The following is a 15,884-nucleotide window of genomic DNA, read 5'->3' on the forward strand; positions in this document are numbered from 1 at the left end:
CGTGATTTAAGATTCGGTATCAGACAGGTATACTTTTCTGTAACTCACTATTTTTAATGAGTATTCTTGAATAAAAACAGATTTTTTTAATGAGTCATTTGAAAGATTTATTATGCCGACCTGATGTTAAATAGTCAATTAGAGCGAATAACCTTAAATATCATTAAATGCATAATATAAAATCTTAAATGCCACTATAATTGGTTTTTTATGCTTAAACATAAGGAACAGATGAGTATTTACTCATCTAACATTAAAGTGGTGGCGGGTGATATTCACGCGCTATGCTTAAGGGATAAACAAAAAATGAGGCAATGTCATGGATAAGCAACTTGAGGATGCGGGTTATCGCGTCTATACCGGTGAGAAAATCGATGTCTACTTCAATACAGCAATTTGTCAGCACTCTGGGAATTGTGTACGCGGTAGCGCCAGACTTTTCAATCTGAAACGTAAGCCGTGGATTATGCCTGATGAAGTGGATGTCTCAACGGTGATCAACGTTATCGATACTTGCCCAAGCGGGGCGCTACAATATCGTCGTAAATAAGCGAGGGGAAAATGGAAATACTGGAAGGTCACAATAAATTCTATGTCAATAATGATCAGGGGAATCAGGTCGCTGAAATTGTTTTTGTTCCAACCGGTGAGCATTTAAGCATTATTGAGCATACCGATGTCGATGCCAGCCTGAAAGGTCAGGGGGTGGGAAAACAGCTGGTGGCGAAAGTCGTGGAGAAAATGCGCCGCGAAAAACGCAAAGTTATTCCTCTTTGCCCGTTTGCCAAACACGAGTTTGATAAAACTCGCGAGTATGACGATATTCGGGCCTGAAATATGCCGGGCAAGGTGCGTAAGCCGTCCGCTACGGGAGACGCGAGACGGCTTTATTGTAATGCCACAGGGTACCCTGGTCGTTAATGATGTCATAGCGGACCGATGAACATGGTGCTCCTTGTCCCTGTAGCGGGACCGATACCGTCGTCAGCGGCGCAATCATGATGCCGCTTGCACTGCCGGACTCACAGCTTATTCCGGCCAGCGTGATATGCCACGGGGTGGGGTTGGTTAACTGCAACTGATTTTGCGCCCCGGCGTATATCACGTGCAGCTTCTCCGCATCGCTTTCCTTAAGCGCACCGACGCCTTTCGGGCGAATGAACACCTTCATACGGATGCGTAACGGCAGAACCACTTTCTGCGCCACCTGGGCGTCGGTCTGCGTCATGGGCGGGATCTGATACACGTTCAGCCAGTAAAGCGCTTCGCGATCGCGCGGCAGTACCGAGGTGTCGGTCAGTTGCAGCGTAATGCTGCGCAGTTCGCCGGGCTGCATTTTAAATACCGGCGGTAGTACGATGACGGGCGTGGTCTCCTCATTGGGCTGGCTCGAGGGATTACCCGTATCGGTCCAGATCTGAACCAGGGCTGGCTGCTGCGGGGAATTGATCAGCGCCAGCGAAGCGCTTTTGTCACCAGCATTAAAAATTACCCGGGTCACTTCGCTATTCACCACCGCATGAGCGGAGAACGGCAGAACGTTCAACAGCAACGCGCTACTGAAAACTAACCACCACCTGAAGTTGTGCATAAACCGATCCTGCTGTTATGGCTTCGCCTGGAATGGCTTCCAGCGAGGCGGTGAATTCCCCGTTATACAATTCGGTCGAACTGCTTGTTGAAGTTTTACTGGTTAAATCGGCATAGCCGTACCATCCTCCAGCGTTGCCCGTGGCGGTTGACGTCAGATTTGGCAGCAGGTTGATAGCGCTACCGCCCAGTTTTTCGCTGTAGATGCGAATGCCCACGCCGGACGCCACGCCGCTGACGCCATAGTGGTTATCGAGCAGCCAGGTCCAGGCTCCCGATCCGGTCTTAAGCCCTAACTGATTTGCCGCATTCGCCGCCGTCTGATTATTCACCAGAAAACCCATCGCCACGTTCGCTTTGCTGGTTGTCGAGACCGCGGTGCCGGAAATCGCGCCGGTTTCGCATTCGACGGTAATATTAAACGGGGTCTGCGCTGTGCCGCCGCCGCTCAGCTCACCGACGCTGATCGGCGGCAGACGAACAATAGCGGGATAGTCATCGATTCGACAGGCGGCGCCGCGCACAAAGTAACTCTGGCTGGTGAGCGTCCAGCCGCCAGGCCACTGCATGGCGCCCCAGCCGTCGTAGTTGGTTCTGCTGTCAGCACCGTCAAACAGCCCGGAGCTCATGCCGCCGCCGTGGAAGGCGATATAGCCAGCCGGCCCGGCGTAGGTATAACCATAGCGGTTTGAACCGTTCACCCCTTTTGATGCGTCATCAACCCGAAACAGCTCAACGAAAACATCGCTGAAGGCGCTGCCCGGGATGTAAATGTAGGTCCCGTCATTGAACATCTCGCTTTCAGGGATGAGGCGTGTTTGCCAGTAGCGCGAATAGTATTGCCCGGTTTTCAGGTTCGTCAGTCTGAGCGCCACGTTTTTGACGTAGGTGTAGTAAGCGCCTTCAATCCCGGCAACCGCTTCTCTGCCGCCCCAGGCATCATCGCCGTTGGTGGCGTAATACTCATACACCTTGCCGATTTCGGCGACGTCGCAGCGAAAATAGATCTGATTGGCGTTGACGCCCTGGGTGCGACCATTAGGCACAAAGCTGGCCGTCGAACTGGCGAGCAGTGTGCCTTCCGTTTGAAATCCGGTGCCGCTGCTTAAGGTGATAACGCCAGGCAACCCCAGTTTGCCTTTTACTTCGCTATCGCCAACGCCTCCCCAGCTGGCGCCGATGTAACCGGCATCTTTCGCTGTCTGAGACAGATCGTTGGCAGAGGTTACCCTTTTACAGGCAGACCATGCCGGCTGTGCCAGTACGACGCCAACTAACAGCAGCGGGAAAAAAGAGGATAATTTCATCAGCCATCACTCCTGGCGACAAGGTAGCGTAAGTTGGTACAGCGGCGCGTCGCGCGTCGTTGGCAATTGATACCAGACCTGGCACTGCTGGGCGGCGGTTTTACCCCACTTAACGAACAGCACGCCGGACTGAGCGGCGAGTCGGGCGTAGATTTGCCCACCCTGGCCCATGATGCCCACGGCTTCGCCATTGCTGTCCGTGACGTCCGCGCCCATCGGTGGCTGGCTGCTATCGGGCAGAGTGGTGTTAATCAACGTTGCTTTCCCGTGAGTGGTCTTGAACGTTACGCGAGAAATTGCGCCCGCATAGGGGACCAGCCGCTTGCTGCCGCCCTGAAGTTCGACGTCATCGGCCATATTCTGGCTGTCGAGACTAATGGTGTTATAGCGGTAGGGCGTTAATGACGGGAGGATCGCGTAGCCGAAACGGTCCACCGTCGCGCCCTGTCCATTACGAATCTTGGCTCCGCGTGCACCGGGAGCCTCCACCAGTGCGAAGGTGTCGCTGGTATACGGACCGGCGGTAATCCCACCGCGATGGGCGACCAGCGTACCGGACATCCCCAGTCCATACTGCTGATAACTGTCGCCCCGGGAGGCATAAGCGCGGAAGGCGCCGACGGAGGTGCGATGTTCAATATTTCCGCCCCAGGTCGAGCTGTCGCCACTGTCGTTGTTGTGCTCAATGCCGCTGTAGAGCGCCCACGAGGTAGAACTCTTTTCACCCGTCGTCCCGCTCATCCCGACCGTGGCCGTCCGGCTGTCGCGACTGCGGTTCATGTCGAAGTTGATTTGCGAGCGGCTGGAACCAAAGTCGAATGGAATCGAAATCCCTAGCGATACGGTGTTTTCCGTGTATTTTCGCTGGTTTTCGTTATCAAAATCGCGATCGTTGACGCTGTTGAAGTAGCGGCTGGAGTAGGTACTCCGCTGGCGTGCGGCGCTGATATTGAAGCTGATGTCACGCCAGCTATTACTGTAACCGAGCTGCAACTGGGTGATGCGTGAGGCATTGTTATAGTAATCCGAGGTGCTGCCGGTAAAGCTCAGCATGCCCCAGTCGCCCATCGGCTGGCTGACGGTCGCCGAGAAGTTGTTCCGCTGATTGAGCGTATCAGAGTAGTAGAGGGTGCCGTTTTTCTCCTGGCGACGTACGCCGAGTACGTCCTGCAGATCGCGATAGCCGCTGGTGGAATAGCGATAGGCCGCGAGGACCAGGTTGGTGCCGGTGGTGAAGGTTTTACTGTAGCTTGCCTCGACGCGCCAGCCTTGTTGTTTTTCGTTATTTTCTACATGAGCGCTGGAAAAAACCGTGTTCAAACCGAATGCGCCGACGGAGGTTGCCAGCACGCCGCCGGCGAGGAAGGCCTGATAATTATCTGCCAGTCGTGAACCCATGTTGGCCGTCAGCACGTTGCTCATCCCGCGCTGCAGTACACCTTCAATAAACTTATTTTCTACGCTGTAGTACTGACGAACGTAGCCCATCGCCAGTTCGTAATTCCAGTTACCGGGACGAATCGAGTCCGGTACGGCGGAATAGGGGACGGTGAAGCGCGAAACTTGTCCGTTTGCTTCAACGACATCCACAGTCAGATCGCCCTGGCCGCGGGTGTTGTACAGATCGTTAATCACGAAGGCGCCGGGCGCGACGGTAGTTTCGTAAATCACTTTTCCCTGCTGGCGTACAACCACACGGGCCGTCGTGGTGGCGACGCCGCGCACTTCCGGGGCATAGCCTCGTTTACCCTGTGGCCACATGCGTTGGTCAGTGCTGAGCTTGACGCCATTGAATGAGAGATTGCCAAACAGACTGCTGTTGGTGTAGTTGTCGCCGAAGGCAATGATGCTGTCCAGTTGCGGCAAAGGCCGTTGTACCGAGGTGGCAACCGCATTGTATTTGTAGTGTCTTCCCGTCTGATTGTCATCGGCGTAGCGCAGGTTGCCCTGATGGCGAACCTGCCACAGGCCAAGGTTGAAGCCAGCATTGATGTTGCTCCACAGATAGTCATAGCGCAGATGGCTGTCTGTGTTTTCGGTGTGGTAAAAGTTGGTATTGTGGCGCAGAAACAGCGCGGTTTCCCCGGCGTCCCATTCGGAGACCGGGATGAATCCTCGTGGCGAATGTAACAGCCCCGCCTGGGGAACCACCATGTTCAGGCGCAGCGAGCTTAAATCCACCTCCCAGTTGATTTTCGGGCCCAGAGCGTCGATCGGCAGACAGATGTTAGGGGTTACATTTTGCGTCGTACGTATGGCGCTGAGGGCAATCAGTTCCGGTGACAGGCAGGGTTGCACATCAGTTTTGTCGCCTTTGGGTTTGACCAGGGCGATCGATGCTTGGCGACGAATCAACTGGTTGTTAAGATATACGTCGAGCACATAGTCGCCTGTCGGAAGGGCGTGGTCCCGCTGATTAAAACGATCCAGATCCAGTGACTTACCAAAATCAGAACCCTGCAAAAGCGCCGGGTCAAAGTAGTATTCCGCGCAGGCCGTCGCCGGAACTAACGCCAGGCCGATCAGGGGCGCGACGACGGTGTTACAGCGGATAGTCGGCACTGATGCGTGCTCCCTGATCGTTGATCAAGGTAATGCGTACGCGCTGCGCGTCAGCGGTTCGCGGAAAGTGAAACGTTTCGCTGGCAAAAGGCGAGATCATGTCATTTTTAGGGTGCTGGATTTGCGACGACCCGCCAGGTTGCAGGGCCGCGACCGTAACGAAATAAGGCTGATTGTTCTTAATACTTATCGCCAGTTCTTTATTTCTGTTAATCCGTTTGACTTGCAGATTCTCCAGCATTTTTTGCGGATCGCCGACCAGTCCTGCCGGGCGATAAAAAAGTTTGACCCGATTGCGCAACATAATCAGCAGGCTATTTTGTTTTTCGGTTTGGCTCGCTGATTGTCCGGCATTGGCGGGAGGAATTTGCATGAAATTAAAATAGACCAGTGACTCCCGGTCCTGTGGTAATTTTTTTCCTTGAGTGTAAACAATACGAATGATTTGTCCTTCGCCTGGCTGAATGCGAAATGCCGGAGGCGTGGCAATAAACGGAACCTGCGCAGACTTTTCCGGGCCATCGGCCATATTACCGTTATCGAACCAGCTCTGGACAACATAAGGAATGGCATCTTTATTTTTTAGATGCACATCAGTCGATTTCACCGCACCATTATAAATGATACGCGTTCCTGTCATCGTAATACTGGCATTGGCATGGCTACAGCATGCGACTAAAAAAAGAAACAGGCAGCCTGAAATAAGCGTGCGATGACGATGAGAGGTTCGCATAGTATTTTCCCTGAATGTGGATGGCGGGAGTACATTCCCGCCAGAACGACGTTTACTGATAAGAAACGGCGTATTGCAGTGAAGCCAGTACTGTACCGGTCGTGGCCGCGCCGGCGCTGTAATACTGGGCTTTATAGGTCGCGCTCGCTGAGGTCTGGTTAGCCGCGAGAGAGAGGTCGCCGGTGCCGGTAAAGGCGCTGCGGAAATCAATTTCGGCATCACTGGTATCGAGAATTTGGATCTCTACATTCGTCGCAGAACCTGTGCTGCCAAGGTTTCCGGTAGCAGAACTGATGTTGTTACCCACGAAGACCGTCGAGATCTGCACGCCAGAAGACGAGCCGGTACAGTTGCTCACACCGACATCAAATGTCGTTGCGCCAGCCACCTGATTGGCATTCAGTTCGGTAGCCGTCACGGTCGGCAGTAATACCACCGGAGAAGCATCAGAGCCGTTTACCGATATTGAACAGGTCTCATCACTCACTTCGCCCATAAACGTAATGGTATTGTCAGAGGCCAGTGCATTCGTGGAAAAAAGCGCAGAAGCCATCAGCGCCGAAAGGAAGGCACGATTTAAGGTCATAATATAAAACTCCATTTTTTATCAGTCGTGTTGATTTACCCTGTGAGTCAGGGTTCTTCCATGCGCAGGGACATTTATCGTGATGGCTCTGTGCGGGAATGAAGACAAAATAAAATTATTGGTAATTTTCTTAAAGGTGAGTTTTTTTGCGCTGAGAATATCTTCAACACCATGATTTTATTCTCGTGGCGAGATTCATTTCACCCGAATGAATAAATTAATTTGTCTGTGAGGATATTAGCCGGAAAATTCCTGGAGAGGAAAATCGTTTAAAACGAACAGATGGAATACTCGTGATAGGTTGGGTCTATTGAAATCTGGAAATAGATCGGTTGTAACTTCTTTAGGAATTTTAGATTATTAGATGATTAATATTGAAGTGTTGAGCCGGACGTAAAACGTATTACGACTTAATTGATTGCCAGGTTAAGATAATTCACATTTAATGCATAAGGAAAAATGAATGATTAACCGTGCTAACCATTTTTATGATGCTATGCCGGGATAAGAATTTTATGTGATTACCTGTCTTCTTTTGGAAGCTAAGTAAGATGGGTTCCAATAATTGCGGGTTGTTTGACATCAAAAAATGGGAAAAAAATTTTTGCTCTGTAATTGATATTGAGATGCTTTCCTCATTTTCATCGCAATAAACAGGAAGAACCAGCCCTGAAAATGGTCACTGACAATGGATTTTCAGCCCAACGTGGTGTGCCTTATGGTGATGCAAGGAAATATTTATCGAGCAAATAGTTGCAACTTGCAACTAAATGGATGGTTTTTTGGAAAGGGAAGTGAGCACAGCGGCAGGCGCTGTGCGTCAGAAATATGTGTTCAGGAGGTGTGAACAATCCCCATGTAGCCATGAATTCCCATATACAGACCGACCAGACCGATCAGCAGGCTGGAAAAATAAGGCGCTTTTCTTGCCAGTGCATTGAATCCACTCCAGCGTTTAGCGACCTGATGGACGCTGACTGCTGCGCCCACGCCGACGGCCACCAGCGTAATCGCCAGCCCCAGGCTAAAGCCGAGCACCATTGTTGCGCCGAGCGTGAAGGCCTTTAACTGGATACAAATCAGCAGTACGGTAATCGCGGCTGGACAGGGGATCAGTCCGCCGGTCAGACCGAACAATAAGATTTGCCCATTGGTCACCTCTTTGTCGTGAAAGCGGCGTTGAATATCGCTGGCATGCGCGCGTTCATGGGCATCCTGATATGCTTTCGACCCCTCAGTCAGTCCCGCCAGATCGCAGTGGTCATGATGATGGTCGTGATCGTGGTGTTCGTGGTGTTCGTGGTGGTCATGATGATCGTGATGCGCATGATCATGGTGGTCATGGTGGTGATCATGCTGCGTGGCGGTGAGCCAGTTTCGCTCACCCTGCCATGTCCGCCAGAACATCCAGGTTGCGGTGCCCAGAATAATAAACGCGGAAATCAGTTGCAGCCAGGGCTCCACAGATTCTGCGGTAAACGCCCGACTGATGTACATGCCACCGAGGGCGATCAGCCAGACCACGGCGGTATGGGAGAGCGTTGCCGCCAGTCCCAGCATCACCGCCTGCTTAATGGTTCCTTTAATGGCGATGATAAATGCTGCCATCATCGTTTTCGAGTGACCGGGTTCCAGTCCATGCAGCACGCCGAGAAGAATCGCGCTGGGAATGAAAAACCACGCGTTACCTTGCTGAAGAAGTGTTGAAAATTCACCCATGATAATGATTCTTAGTTGCTTGTCTTTGCCCGATTCTACTCCCCCCCAGTACTAAATACTACCCCCCAGTAGATGCGTAATGCTATAATTCACCACGTTTTATGTTAAGGAGGTGTTGCGATGTCACACACAATCCGGGATAAACAGAAGCTTAAAGCCCGAACCAGCAAAATTCAGGGGCAGGTGGTTGCGCTGAAAAAAATGCTCGATGAACCCCATGAGTGCGCCGCTGTGTTGCAACAGATCGCCGCAATACGCGGAGCCGTGAATGGTTTAATGCGAGAAGTGATTAAAGGGCATCTGACCGAGCATATCGTCCATCAGAGTGATGAAGAAAAGCGGGAAGAAGATCTTGACGTGGTACTGAAAGTTCTGGACTCCTATATAAAATAGTCGGGAACGCTGTCCCGACTCGGTGTCTTAGCAATATACGACCGCCTGATTCCGCTGGGCGATATAGCGCTCAACGTGCTTATAGCCACTGATCGATTCCAGTGCATGCAGCAGGCAGCAAACTGCCCGGGCATTCGTCCGATCGGCTTCGTCTTCACTATGACTTTGCAACGCCTCTTCACACAACCTGCGAACAGCAGGCGGGAAGGCGAGTTTTTGCAGAGAGCACTCCAGCTCACCGAAAGCTATCTCGGCACGGGCCGTAAACAGTGATAACAGTACTGCACTCAGCGCGCGCGTTTCTTCTTCGTAGTATCCCACTTTATAATCCTTGTCCATTTCGTTCCCTGTTGTCGGACTCATCTGCGTCTTTGCAAATGCACTGCTGTACCATCCATCTCTTTGAGCAACAGCGGATAAGACGACTTATCGCCAGAAACCGCATGAGAGTGAATAAACAACGAATTGATTCGTCCACCCATTCTTTTTTCAATTCGTTGCTTGTAGGCGTAGATGCTGCGGATATCCATGTTCAACAGTTGAGCGATCTGGTGCGGATTACTGCCTGCAACCATGTGGCCCAGAATGGTGAACTCCATCTGCGTCAACGTATTCCCCTTGGTGAACGACAAATGCCGTCCGATAAACACCTGCCTGATCTTCTCATTGGCGACATCCAGTCCGTCATCATGGTAAATGATAGCGGAAACAGCAGGATGATTTTTGCGCCAGTAGTTGGCGAGCGACTGCATGTTGCGATCGCTGATCAAAATAATGCCCATGCGGGTGCTTGCGAGATATTCTATCCACTCTTTATCCAAAAACAGGCGTAAAAAGCTAATAGAGAAATCCACAAAAATATAACCACTAAGTCTGGCGTTGTGATTGTGATTTAAAATACCTTCAATGACCCCTTTATTAAAATAAATGCTTTCTTCTGGCCACATGCAAAAACAGGCATTGGCGCAATACTGTAAGCGGGGTGATTTTTCGGGCATTATTTTACAATGCAAGGTACAACTGCTGCATGTCAAATTCTTTAATTTAACGTCCAGCCCCATATTGAGAGCCTCCCTATCCGTAGATGATTTCATAATTTCATCCGTTTTAAAACATGTCAATACTCTACAAAATGCAACTTTGATAGAGAGGAAATCCGAAATTTTATTTATTGCTATTATTCTTAATCACGAATTTTTTAAGGGGTTTACCTCTGTATCAATTCAGGTTTCTGGCGGGGTCATTGTTCCGTTGAGGAAGCATGAAAAAAAGCCTCCAGGAATTTTGTAACAACCACCAGGAAAATCTATATTGCAAAAATGTTTAAGTTTTATCGCTAAATGGCATTAATGGCAAAAAGTTGATCTTATGTTAAATTCTCTGAAAAAATTGTAACAATGCTATTGTCTTTTATTAAGGAAGGTGCGAACAAGTTCCTGATATGAGATCATCATATTCATCCGGAGCGCATCCCAGAGGGACATCATGAGCCATCAACTCACCTTCGCCGATAGTGAATTCAGCACTAAGCGCCGTCAGACCCGAAAAGAGATTTTCCTCTCCCGCATGGAGCAGATTCTGCCATGGCAGAATATGACCGCTGTCATCGAGCCGTTTTATCCCAAGGCGGGCAATGGCCGACGGCCCTATCCGCTGGAGACCATGCTGCGTATTCACTGCATGCAGCATTGGTACAACCTGAGCGACGGTGCCATGGAAGATGCTCTGTACGAAATCGCCTCCATGCGCCTGTTTGCCCGATTATCCCTGGATAGCGCCCTGCCGGATCGCACCACCATCATGAATTTCCGCCACCTGCTCGAGCAGCATCAACTGGCCCGTCAATTGTTCAAGACCATCAATCGCTGGCTGGCCGAAGCAGGCGTCATGATGACCCAAGGCACTTTGGTGGATGCCACCATCATTGAGGCACCCAGCTCTACCAAGAACAAAGAGCAGCAACGCGATCCGGAGATGCATCAGACCAAGAAAGGCAATCAGTGGCACTTTGGCATGAAGGCCCACATTGGTGTCGATGCCAAGAGTGGCCTGACCCACAGCCTAGTCACCACCGCGGCCAACGAGCATGACCTCAATCAGCTGGGTAATCTGCTTCATGGAGAGGAGCAATTTGTCTCAGCCGATGCCGGCTACCAAGGAGCGCCACAGCGCGAGGAGCTGGCCGAGGTGGATGTGGACTGGCTGATCGCCGAGCGTCCCGGCAAGGTAAAAACCTTGAAGCAGCATCCGCGCAAGAACAAAACGGCCATCAACATCGAATACATGAAAGCCAGCATCCGTGCCAGGGTGGAGCACCCGTTTCGCATCATCAAGCGGCAGTTCGGCTTCGTGAAAGCCAGATACAAGGGGCTGCTGAAAAACGATAACCAACTGGCGATGTTATTCACCCTGGCCAACCTGTTTCGGGTGGACCAAATGATACGTCAGTGGGAGAGATCTCAGTAAAAACCGGAAATAACGCCAGAAATGGTGGAAAAAATAGCCTAAATAGGCTGATTCGATGTGTTTGCGGGAAAAAAATCGGCCCAGATCCGCGAAATTTTAATCAGCGAGTCAGCTTGGGAAGAAATGACCTGCTTATTCGCACCTTCCTTAAGTAATGCTATTTATCTGTTTGTCCGCTTTTTAAACGTGAAACTATAATAATGAGTGCTGAGTGATAACGCACCTAAAATGGTCTTAATTAAGAACACCTGATCTTTTTCAGATTGAAGTGTATTGATTTATAAGAATTTTTGTTTGTAGGTTATGAGCGCCCAGACATATCTATTATATATTTAGTGATCTCTGTATAAGATTTTTGTAGCATGACATTCATCATGTAAATGCGAGAACGCACACAGTGTTTGAGAAGTACACACACACTACAGTATACACAATTAATAACCTGGTTGACTTTCACCCGGGTGACAGAAGTCTGACGAATAAAAATACCCAAAAAACTGTCATTCTTCAAAACCCTGCGAGTTTCATTCTTTTATATCTCCTTACAAATTGTGGGGTTGTTATTCCGCAAGCCCAGCTCGTAAAGATTGGTTGGGGTGATAAAAACACTATCACCTCTGTCAATACGTTATATCAGACGGTGCTCATGCTCAGAAATGCATTATCGGAGGTTGGGTTGCCGCGCGACCTGATTAGAACCGTCGCCCGGCGGGGTATGATGATCACCGCAGAGATTCAACGTACGGAGACGGAATCGGTTGAAAATGTGGAAGAGAGCGAGAGCACGGAGGAGCCTGTATGGCCTGCTCTGACAGCGGTAGCGCTTAAATTACGGCCTTCAAGAACAACACTAAAGATGGGGGCTATTTTACTGTCGGCATTGCTGATCGGTGTCAGCGTTTCTTTTGGCTTTTTATATCCGACGGCCGAATCGCTGTTCTCTTCCTATGCCATTGTTGACTCTGTCTCCTTTTCATCCTGTACCCTGTTAATGAAAAGCAAAAGTACCTTTAATACTCGCTATACGGTATTCCTGACGAGACACCCGGATATCTGTCAGAATCATAACTATGTCTATCTCTCAGGAATGAGCAGCGCGAAAAATATTGCGGCAATTGCTTGTCAGTTGGATATAAGGGAACATCCTCTAACAAAATGTACGACCTGGTATTCAATTAATGATAAAAACTAAAATAGTTATCTTCATTGTATTAGTGGTAATAGTAACCCTGGCCGGTGTGGGGTTCTGGTATGCACATAAAAGCAAAAATAATATTGATTGCGAGGGGCGTGTGGTATGGGAAATTAATAATGAGGAGTTTCGGGGGGATGTAGCCTATCAAATGCAAAATAATCAGGGGATCGTCACCATTACCGGTGATTTGCATACGCCGCAAAATAAAAAGTTTAAAATTAGCCGGATTGTGTATTTCACCTATTATAAGGTTCGTGACAACTATATTATCAGCACCAATAACCTCGTGCGGTTTCCGAGCGACAATTTAGAGGTGAACAAAGGATACCGTTCGTTGCCTGCGCTTTATCTCACTGAGCGCGCTTCTTTCTCGCTATCGATTAAACGCTATCGGGAAGGGTGGGCCTTTACGACGGTTGGCGCCCCTTCGTTATTATGCCGTAGTAGTGAGTAAACGGCCCGGACGAGCCGTTTACGCCAGTATTAGCCAAGGAACATCACGGACACGCACAGCAGGCCGACAATCAGGGTGACCAGATTGCCGAACGAGCGGTGCGGTTTTAACGCCGGGATCAGGTATGTCGACAGGGTCGGCATAATGAACAAAATCATGGCAATGAGCGGCCCGCTGATGGCGTAAATCATCGAGATCGCATTCGGATTGATGCAGCAGATAATAAAGGTGATGGTCGATACCATCATGATCGACAGGGCGCGGTTAAAGGCCCGGCTTTTCTTCACCCCAACCTGTTGCAGACCAGTTTTGACCACCTCGGTTGCCCCTTCGATGACGCCAAAGTAGGTGCCGAGAAAGGATTTCGACATCGCCACCACGGCGACGATGATACCTGAAATCGAGAGCCACGCCGGGGCGGCAGGCATCATGGATAAGGCCGAAAGAATGGTGACACCTTCATTTTTAGCGGCTTCGATGTACGATGTCGGAATCGACAGCAGGCAGCTAAAGACGAAGAACAGCACGCTTAAGCAGATGATAAGATACGCTACCTTCATGATTTTTTTGCATTTACCCATGGCCAGCTCACCATATTTCTCACGTCTGTCGATGGCAAACGTAGAGATAATAGGCGTATGGCTAAAAGCAAAAACCATCACCGGAATTGATATCCATACCTGATGCAGCGTGTGCTGATCGAACGCCATTTGTCCGGTAAGCAAAGAGGGTTGCCAACTGCCGGTCAGATATAGCGAGAGAAACAGGAAGTAAGCGATCAGCGGGAACACCAAAAAGCCCATCACTCGTATGGTCGCATGGCGGCCCATCAGGAAAATCAGGTTCAGGATCAATACCACGCCAAGGCTGACTCCCATGCGGATGCCGAGGCTAATCTCAAGATAGCGGGCGAGCTGTTCTGTCAGGGAGTTGGTGATGGCGACGGCATAAATCAGAACCACCACGAAAAAGGCAATAAAGTACAGCGTAGTAATCAGGCTGCCGATCTTCTTACCGTAATAGTGCGTCACTGCACCGGTGATCCCTTCTCCCGCAGAGGTTTTCGACGAGAGAATGAACTGACATAACGCTTTATGCGGCCAGTATGTGAGAGGCCAGGCGACCAGAGCGGTGACAAACAGGACAATCGCGCCCGCGGAGCCAAGCTGGATGGGGAGAAACAGGGTTCCTGCGCCCACGGCAGTTCCATATAACGCAAAGCTCCAGAGCGTCTCTTCTTTTGACCAAATTTTCGACATTTCTTGAACGTATCAACTATAAAATAAACAAAAAGAAGCGCAATTTACCATAAATGAGCGGGTGGGCGTGAGATCTGAACGGGAGAAGGGGGGCAACAGGTTTTGCCGGAACCGCGTGGATTCCGGCAAAAGTGTGAGTTATCAGGCAGTCACGCGCGGTTCGCGACGCTTCACGACGCGTACGCGCAACGTGTCATAAGCCCAGTTATAGAACATGGTGTAGGGCAGGAAGAACAGGAAGAAGCCGATCTCCAGCGTAAAGGCCTGTATCAGACTAACGTTCAACACATACGCCACGATACTCACGCCGATGACGATAAAGCCGCTTTCAAACCCCAGCGCGTGAAACGCGCGCACTTTCGCTGTTCGTTTCACCAGATGTGAAGGCCAGAAACGGTCAAACAGCGCGTTGTAGATGATGTTCCAGATCATCGCCGTGGTCGCCAGCAGGATCGTCAGTCCGCCCATTTCCAGCACCGATCGTTGCATCAACCAGGCCGTGGTGGGAGCCAGGATCGCCGTAGCGATCCCTTCAAAACAGACGGCGTGAAAGACACGCTCCAGTAATGAACGACGTTGAACTGCATTGTGTTGCATAACTTACCTTTCTTGAAAACGCCCGGATAACGGAATAGGGGGAATTTTATCGTTTTATGTGATATCTAAAAGATAGTATCCATCGATAAAGTAGATAGTTCATGCGTTACTCACCTGAAGCCTTAACCGCATTTGTCGAGACCGTTTCCTGTGGCTCGTTCTCGGCGGCGGCACGCAGACTGCGGAAAAGTCAGTCCACCATTAGCACGGCGATCGCTCACCTTGAAGCCGATCTTGGCGTTTCGCTTTTTGACCGCTCTTCGCGTCAGCCGGTGCTAACGGAAGAAGGCAAGAAAGTACTTGGTTACGTTCAGGCGATTCTGTCGGCCAGCGAACGTCTCGATGAGGTGGCGCTTTCGCTGGCTGGCGAAACCGAAGCGCGTCTGACGTTTGTGCTCTCCGACACGTTACACCCCGACGTGCTGGAGGAACTGATGGTGCAGTTTGATCGCCAGTTTCCACATACCGAATTTGAATGTCTGATTGGTGAGGATGTGGACGTTATCGATCTGCTGCAAAAAGAGCGGGCGCAGGTTGGTTTGATTGAAGCCAGAGACCACTATCCCACCGATATCGGTGCGACGCGCTTGCCGATGCAAACGTGGATGGGACTTTACGTTGCCGCGTCCCATCCGCTGGCGAAAGAGAAGAAACTGCAATGGGATCAACTGCATACCTGGCGTGAATTGCGCCTTAACACCTATATCGACCATGGTGCCCAGCTTGCCCGCGGCCCGGTCTGGTCTGCGCCGAACTATTTGTTGTTGTTGAGTATGGCGGTACAGGGGTTTGGCTGGTGCGCGCTTCCGTGTGCACTGGTGGAGGAGTTCGCGGCGGAAAAACCGCTGGTGCAACTGGCTGTCCCGGGATGGCCGAAAGCGATCGCCATCGATCTGCTCTGGAACAAAAAATCCCCGCCCGGTGTGGCAGGGAGTTGGCTGAGATACCATTTACAGCAAGGCAGTGTCCCGGGCTGAGAGGCGTGATAACGATTTCCTTTGTGATAAAACTCACCTTTCTTAA

At 50.5% G+C, this 15,884-nt stretch carries 17 protein-coding genes; 7 read left to right on the forward strand and 10 right to left on the reverse strand.

Annotated features, from left to right (window positions below; genetic code table 11):
* Positions 1 to 319 precede the first annotated feature (319 nt).
* Both yjdI and C2U53_RS14440 read left to right on the forward strand, forming a co-directional pair.
* On the forward strand, positions 320 to 550 hold the full coding sequence (yjdI, locus tag C2U53_RS14435; RefSeq protein WP_042999445.1) for a 4Fe-4S mono-cluster protein YjdI: 231 nt from the start codon (positions 320 to 322) through the stop codon (positions 548 to 550).
* An 11-nt stretch (positions 551 to 561) separates the two neighbouring features.
* Positions 562 to 834, forward strand: a complete 273-nt coding sequence (locus C2U53_RS14440) for a GNAT family N-acetyltransferase (protein ID WP_042999446.1) — start codon at positions 562 to 564, stop codon at positions 832 to 834.
* Between the two features lie 31 nt (positions 835 to 865).
* On the opposite strand, the gene C2U53_RS14445 is transcribed toward C2U53_RS14440, so the two are convergent.
* From C2U53_RS14445 to C2U53_RS14470, 6 genes are all read right to left on the reverse strand, one after another.
* Positions 866 to 1,591 carry a fimbria/pilus periplasmic chaperone gene (locus tag C2U53_RS14445; protein WP_051642307.1) on the reverse strand — a complete coding sequence of 242 codons (726 nt, stop codon included), beginning with the start codon at positions 1,589 to 1,591 and terminating at the stop codon, positions 866 to 868.
* The gene (gene stbD / locus C2U53_RS14450; protein WP_104446046.1) at positions 1,557 to 2,897 is read right to left on the reverse strand and encodes a fimbrial usher protein StbD; all 1,341 of its coding nucleotides are present in this window, start codon (positions 2,895 to 2,897) and stop codon (positions 1,557 to 1,559) included. The genes C2U53_RS14445 and stbD overlap by 35 nt, the downstream gene beginning before the upstream one ends.
* Before the next feature lie 6 nt (positions 2,898 to 2,903).
* Positions 2,904 to 5,459 (reverse strand): fimbrial outer membrane usher protein, encoded by a 2,556-nt coding sequence (locus tag C2U53_RS14455; RefSeq protein ID WP_104446047.1) that lies wholly within the window; start codon positions 5,457 to 5,459, stop codon positions 2,904 to 2,906.
* Positions 5,440 to 6,192, reverse strand: a complete 753-nt coding sequence (locus tag C2U53_RS14460) for a fimbria/pilus periplasmic chaperone (RefSeq protein ID WP_042999449.1) — start codon at positions 6,190 to 6,192, stop codon at positions 5,440 to 5,442. The genes C2U53_RS14455 and C2U53_RS14460 overlap by 20 nt, the downstream gene beginning before the upstream one ends.
* 52 nt (positions 6,193 to 6,244) lie before the next feature.
* Positions 6,245 to 6,778 (reverse strand): fimbrial protein, encoded by a 534-nt coding sequence (locus tag C2U53_RS14465; protein WP_043001829.1) that lies wholly within the window; start codon positions 6,776 to 6,778, stop codon positions 6,245 to 6,247.
* A gap of 834 nt (positions 6,779 to 7,612) precedes the next feature.
* Positions 7,613 to 8,497 carry a nickel/cobalt efflux protein RcnA gene (locus C2U53_RS14470; protein WP_042999450.1) on the reverse strand — a complete coding sequence of 295 codons (885 nt, stop codon included), beginning with the start codon at positions 8,495 to 8,497 and terminating at the stop codon, positions 7,613 to 7,615.
* A gap of 120 nt (positions 8,498 to 8,617) precedes the next feature.
* Between C2U53_RS14470 and rcnR the strand changes: the two genes are divergently transcribed.
* Positions 8,618 to 8,890 carry a Ni(II)/Co(II)-binding transcriptional repressor RcnR gene (gene rcnR / locus C2U53_RS14475; protein ID WP_042999451.1) on the forward strand — a complete coding sequence of 91 codons (273 nt, stop codon included), beginning with the start codon at positions 8,618 to 8,620 and terminating at the stop codon, positions 8,888 to 8,890.
* A 27-nt stretch (positions 8,891 to 8,917) separates the two neighbouring features.
* On the opposite strand, the gene C2U53_RS14480 is transcribed toward rcnR, so the two are convergent.
* A complete protein-coding gene (locus C2U53_RS14480; RefSeq protein ID WP_042999452.1) occupies positions 8,918 to 9,229 on the reverse strand; it encodes a hypothetical protein in 312 nt (103 codons plus the stop codon).
* A gap of 20 nt (positions 9,230 to 9,249) precedes the next feature.
* Complete coding sequence (locus C2U53_RS14485; RefSeq protein WP_043001830.1) at positions 9,250 to 9,951, reverse strand: hypothetical protein; 702 nt, start codon at positions 9,949 to 9,951, stop codon at positions 9,250 to 9,252.
* A 424-nt stretch (positions 9,952 to 10,375) separates the two neighbouring features.
* Here C2U53_RS14485 and C2U53_RS14490 point away from each other — a divergent pair, with 424 nt between their 5' ends.
* The 3 genes from C2U53_RS14490 (at position 10,376) to C2U53_RS14505 (ending at position 13,005) form a co-directional block, all read left to right on the forward strand.
* Positions 10,376 to 11,356, forward strand: a complete 981-nt coding sequence (locus C2U53_RS14490) for an IS5-like element ISKpn26 family transposase (protein ID WP_000019445.1) — start codon at positions 10,376 to 10,378, stop codon at positions 11,354 to 11,356.
* 397 nt (positions 11,357 to 11,753) lie between these two features.
* A complete protein-coding gene (locus C2U53_RS14500) occupies positions 11,754 to 12,548 on the forward strand; it encodes a winged helix-turn-helix domain-containing protein (protein WP_044254157.1) in 795 nt (264 codons plus the stop codon).
* Complete coding sequence (locus tag C2U53_RS14505; protein ID WP_044254160.1) at positions 12,535 to 13,005, forward strand: hypothetical protein; 471 nt, start codon at positions 12,535 to 12,537, stop codon at positions 13,003 to 13,005. Before C2U53_RS14500 ends, C2U53_RS14505 begins: the two co-directional genes overlap by 14 nt.
* A gap of 29 nt (positions 13,006 to 13,034) precedes the next feature.
* On the opposite strand, the gene C2U53_RS14510 is transcribed toward C2U53_RS14505, so the two are convergent.
* On the reverse strand, positions 13,035 to 14,264 hold the full coding sequence (locus C2U53_RS14510; protein WP_044254163.1) for an amino acid permease: 1,230 nt from the start codon (positions 14,262 to 14,264) through the stop codon (positions 13,035 to 13,037).
* Positions 14,265 to 14,405: 141 nt separating this feature from the next.
* Positions 14,406 to 14,861: a multidrug/biocide efflux PACE transporter gene (locus C2U53_RS14515; RefSeq protein WP_042999456.1), complete on the reverse strand. Its 456-nt coding sequence runs from the start codon at positions 14,859 to 14,861 to the stop codon at positions 14,406 to 14,408.
* A 101-nt stretch (positions 14,862 to 14,962) separates the two neighbouring features.
* Here C2U53_RS14515 and C2U53_RS14520 point away from each other — a divergent pair, with 101 nt between their 5' ends.
* Positions 14,963 to 15,838 (forward strand): LysR family transcriptional regulator, encoded by an 876-nt coding sequence (locus C2U53_RS14520; protein WP_044254164.1) that lies wholly within the window; start codon positions 14,963 to 14,965, stop codon positions 15,836 to 15,838.
* Positions 15,839 to 15,884 lie beyond the last annotated feature (46 nt).

Origin of the sequence: Citrobacter sp. CFNIH10 (assembly GCF_002934585.1) — a bacterium.
GTDB lineage: Bacteria > Pseudomonadota > Gammaproteobacteria > Enterobacterales > Enterobacteriaceae > Citrobacter_A > Citrobacter_A amalonaticus.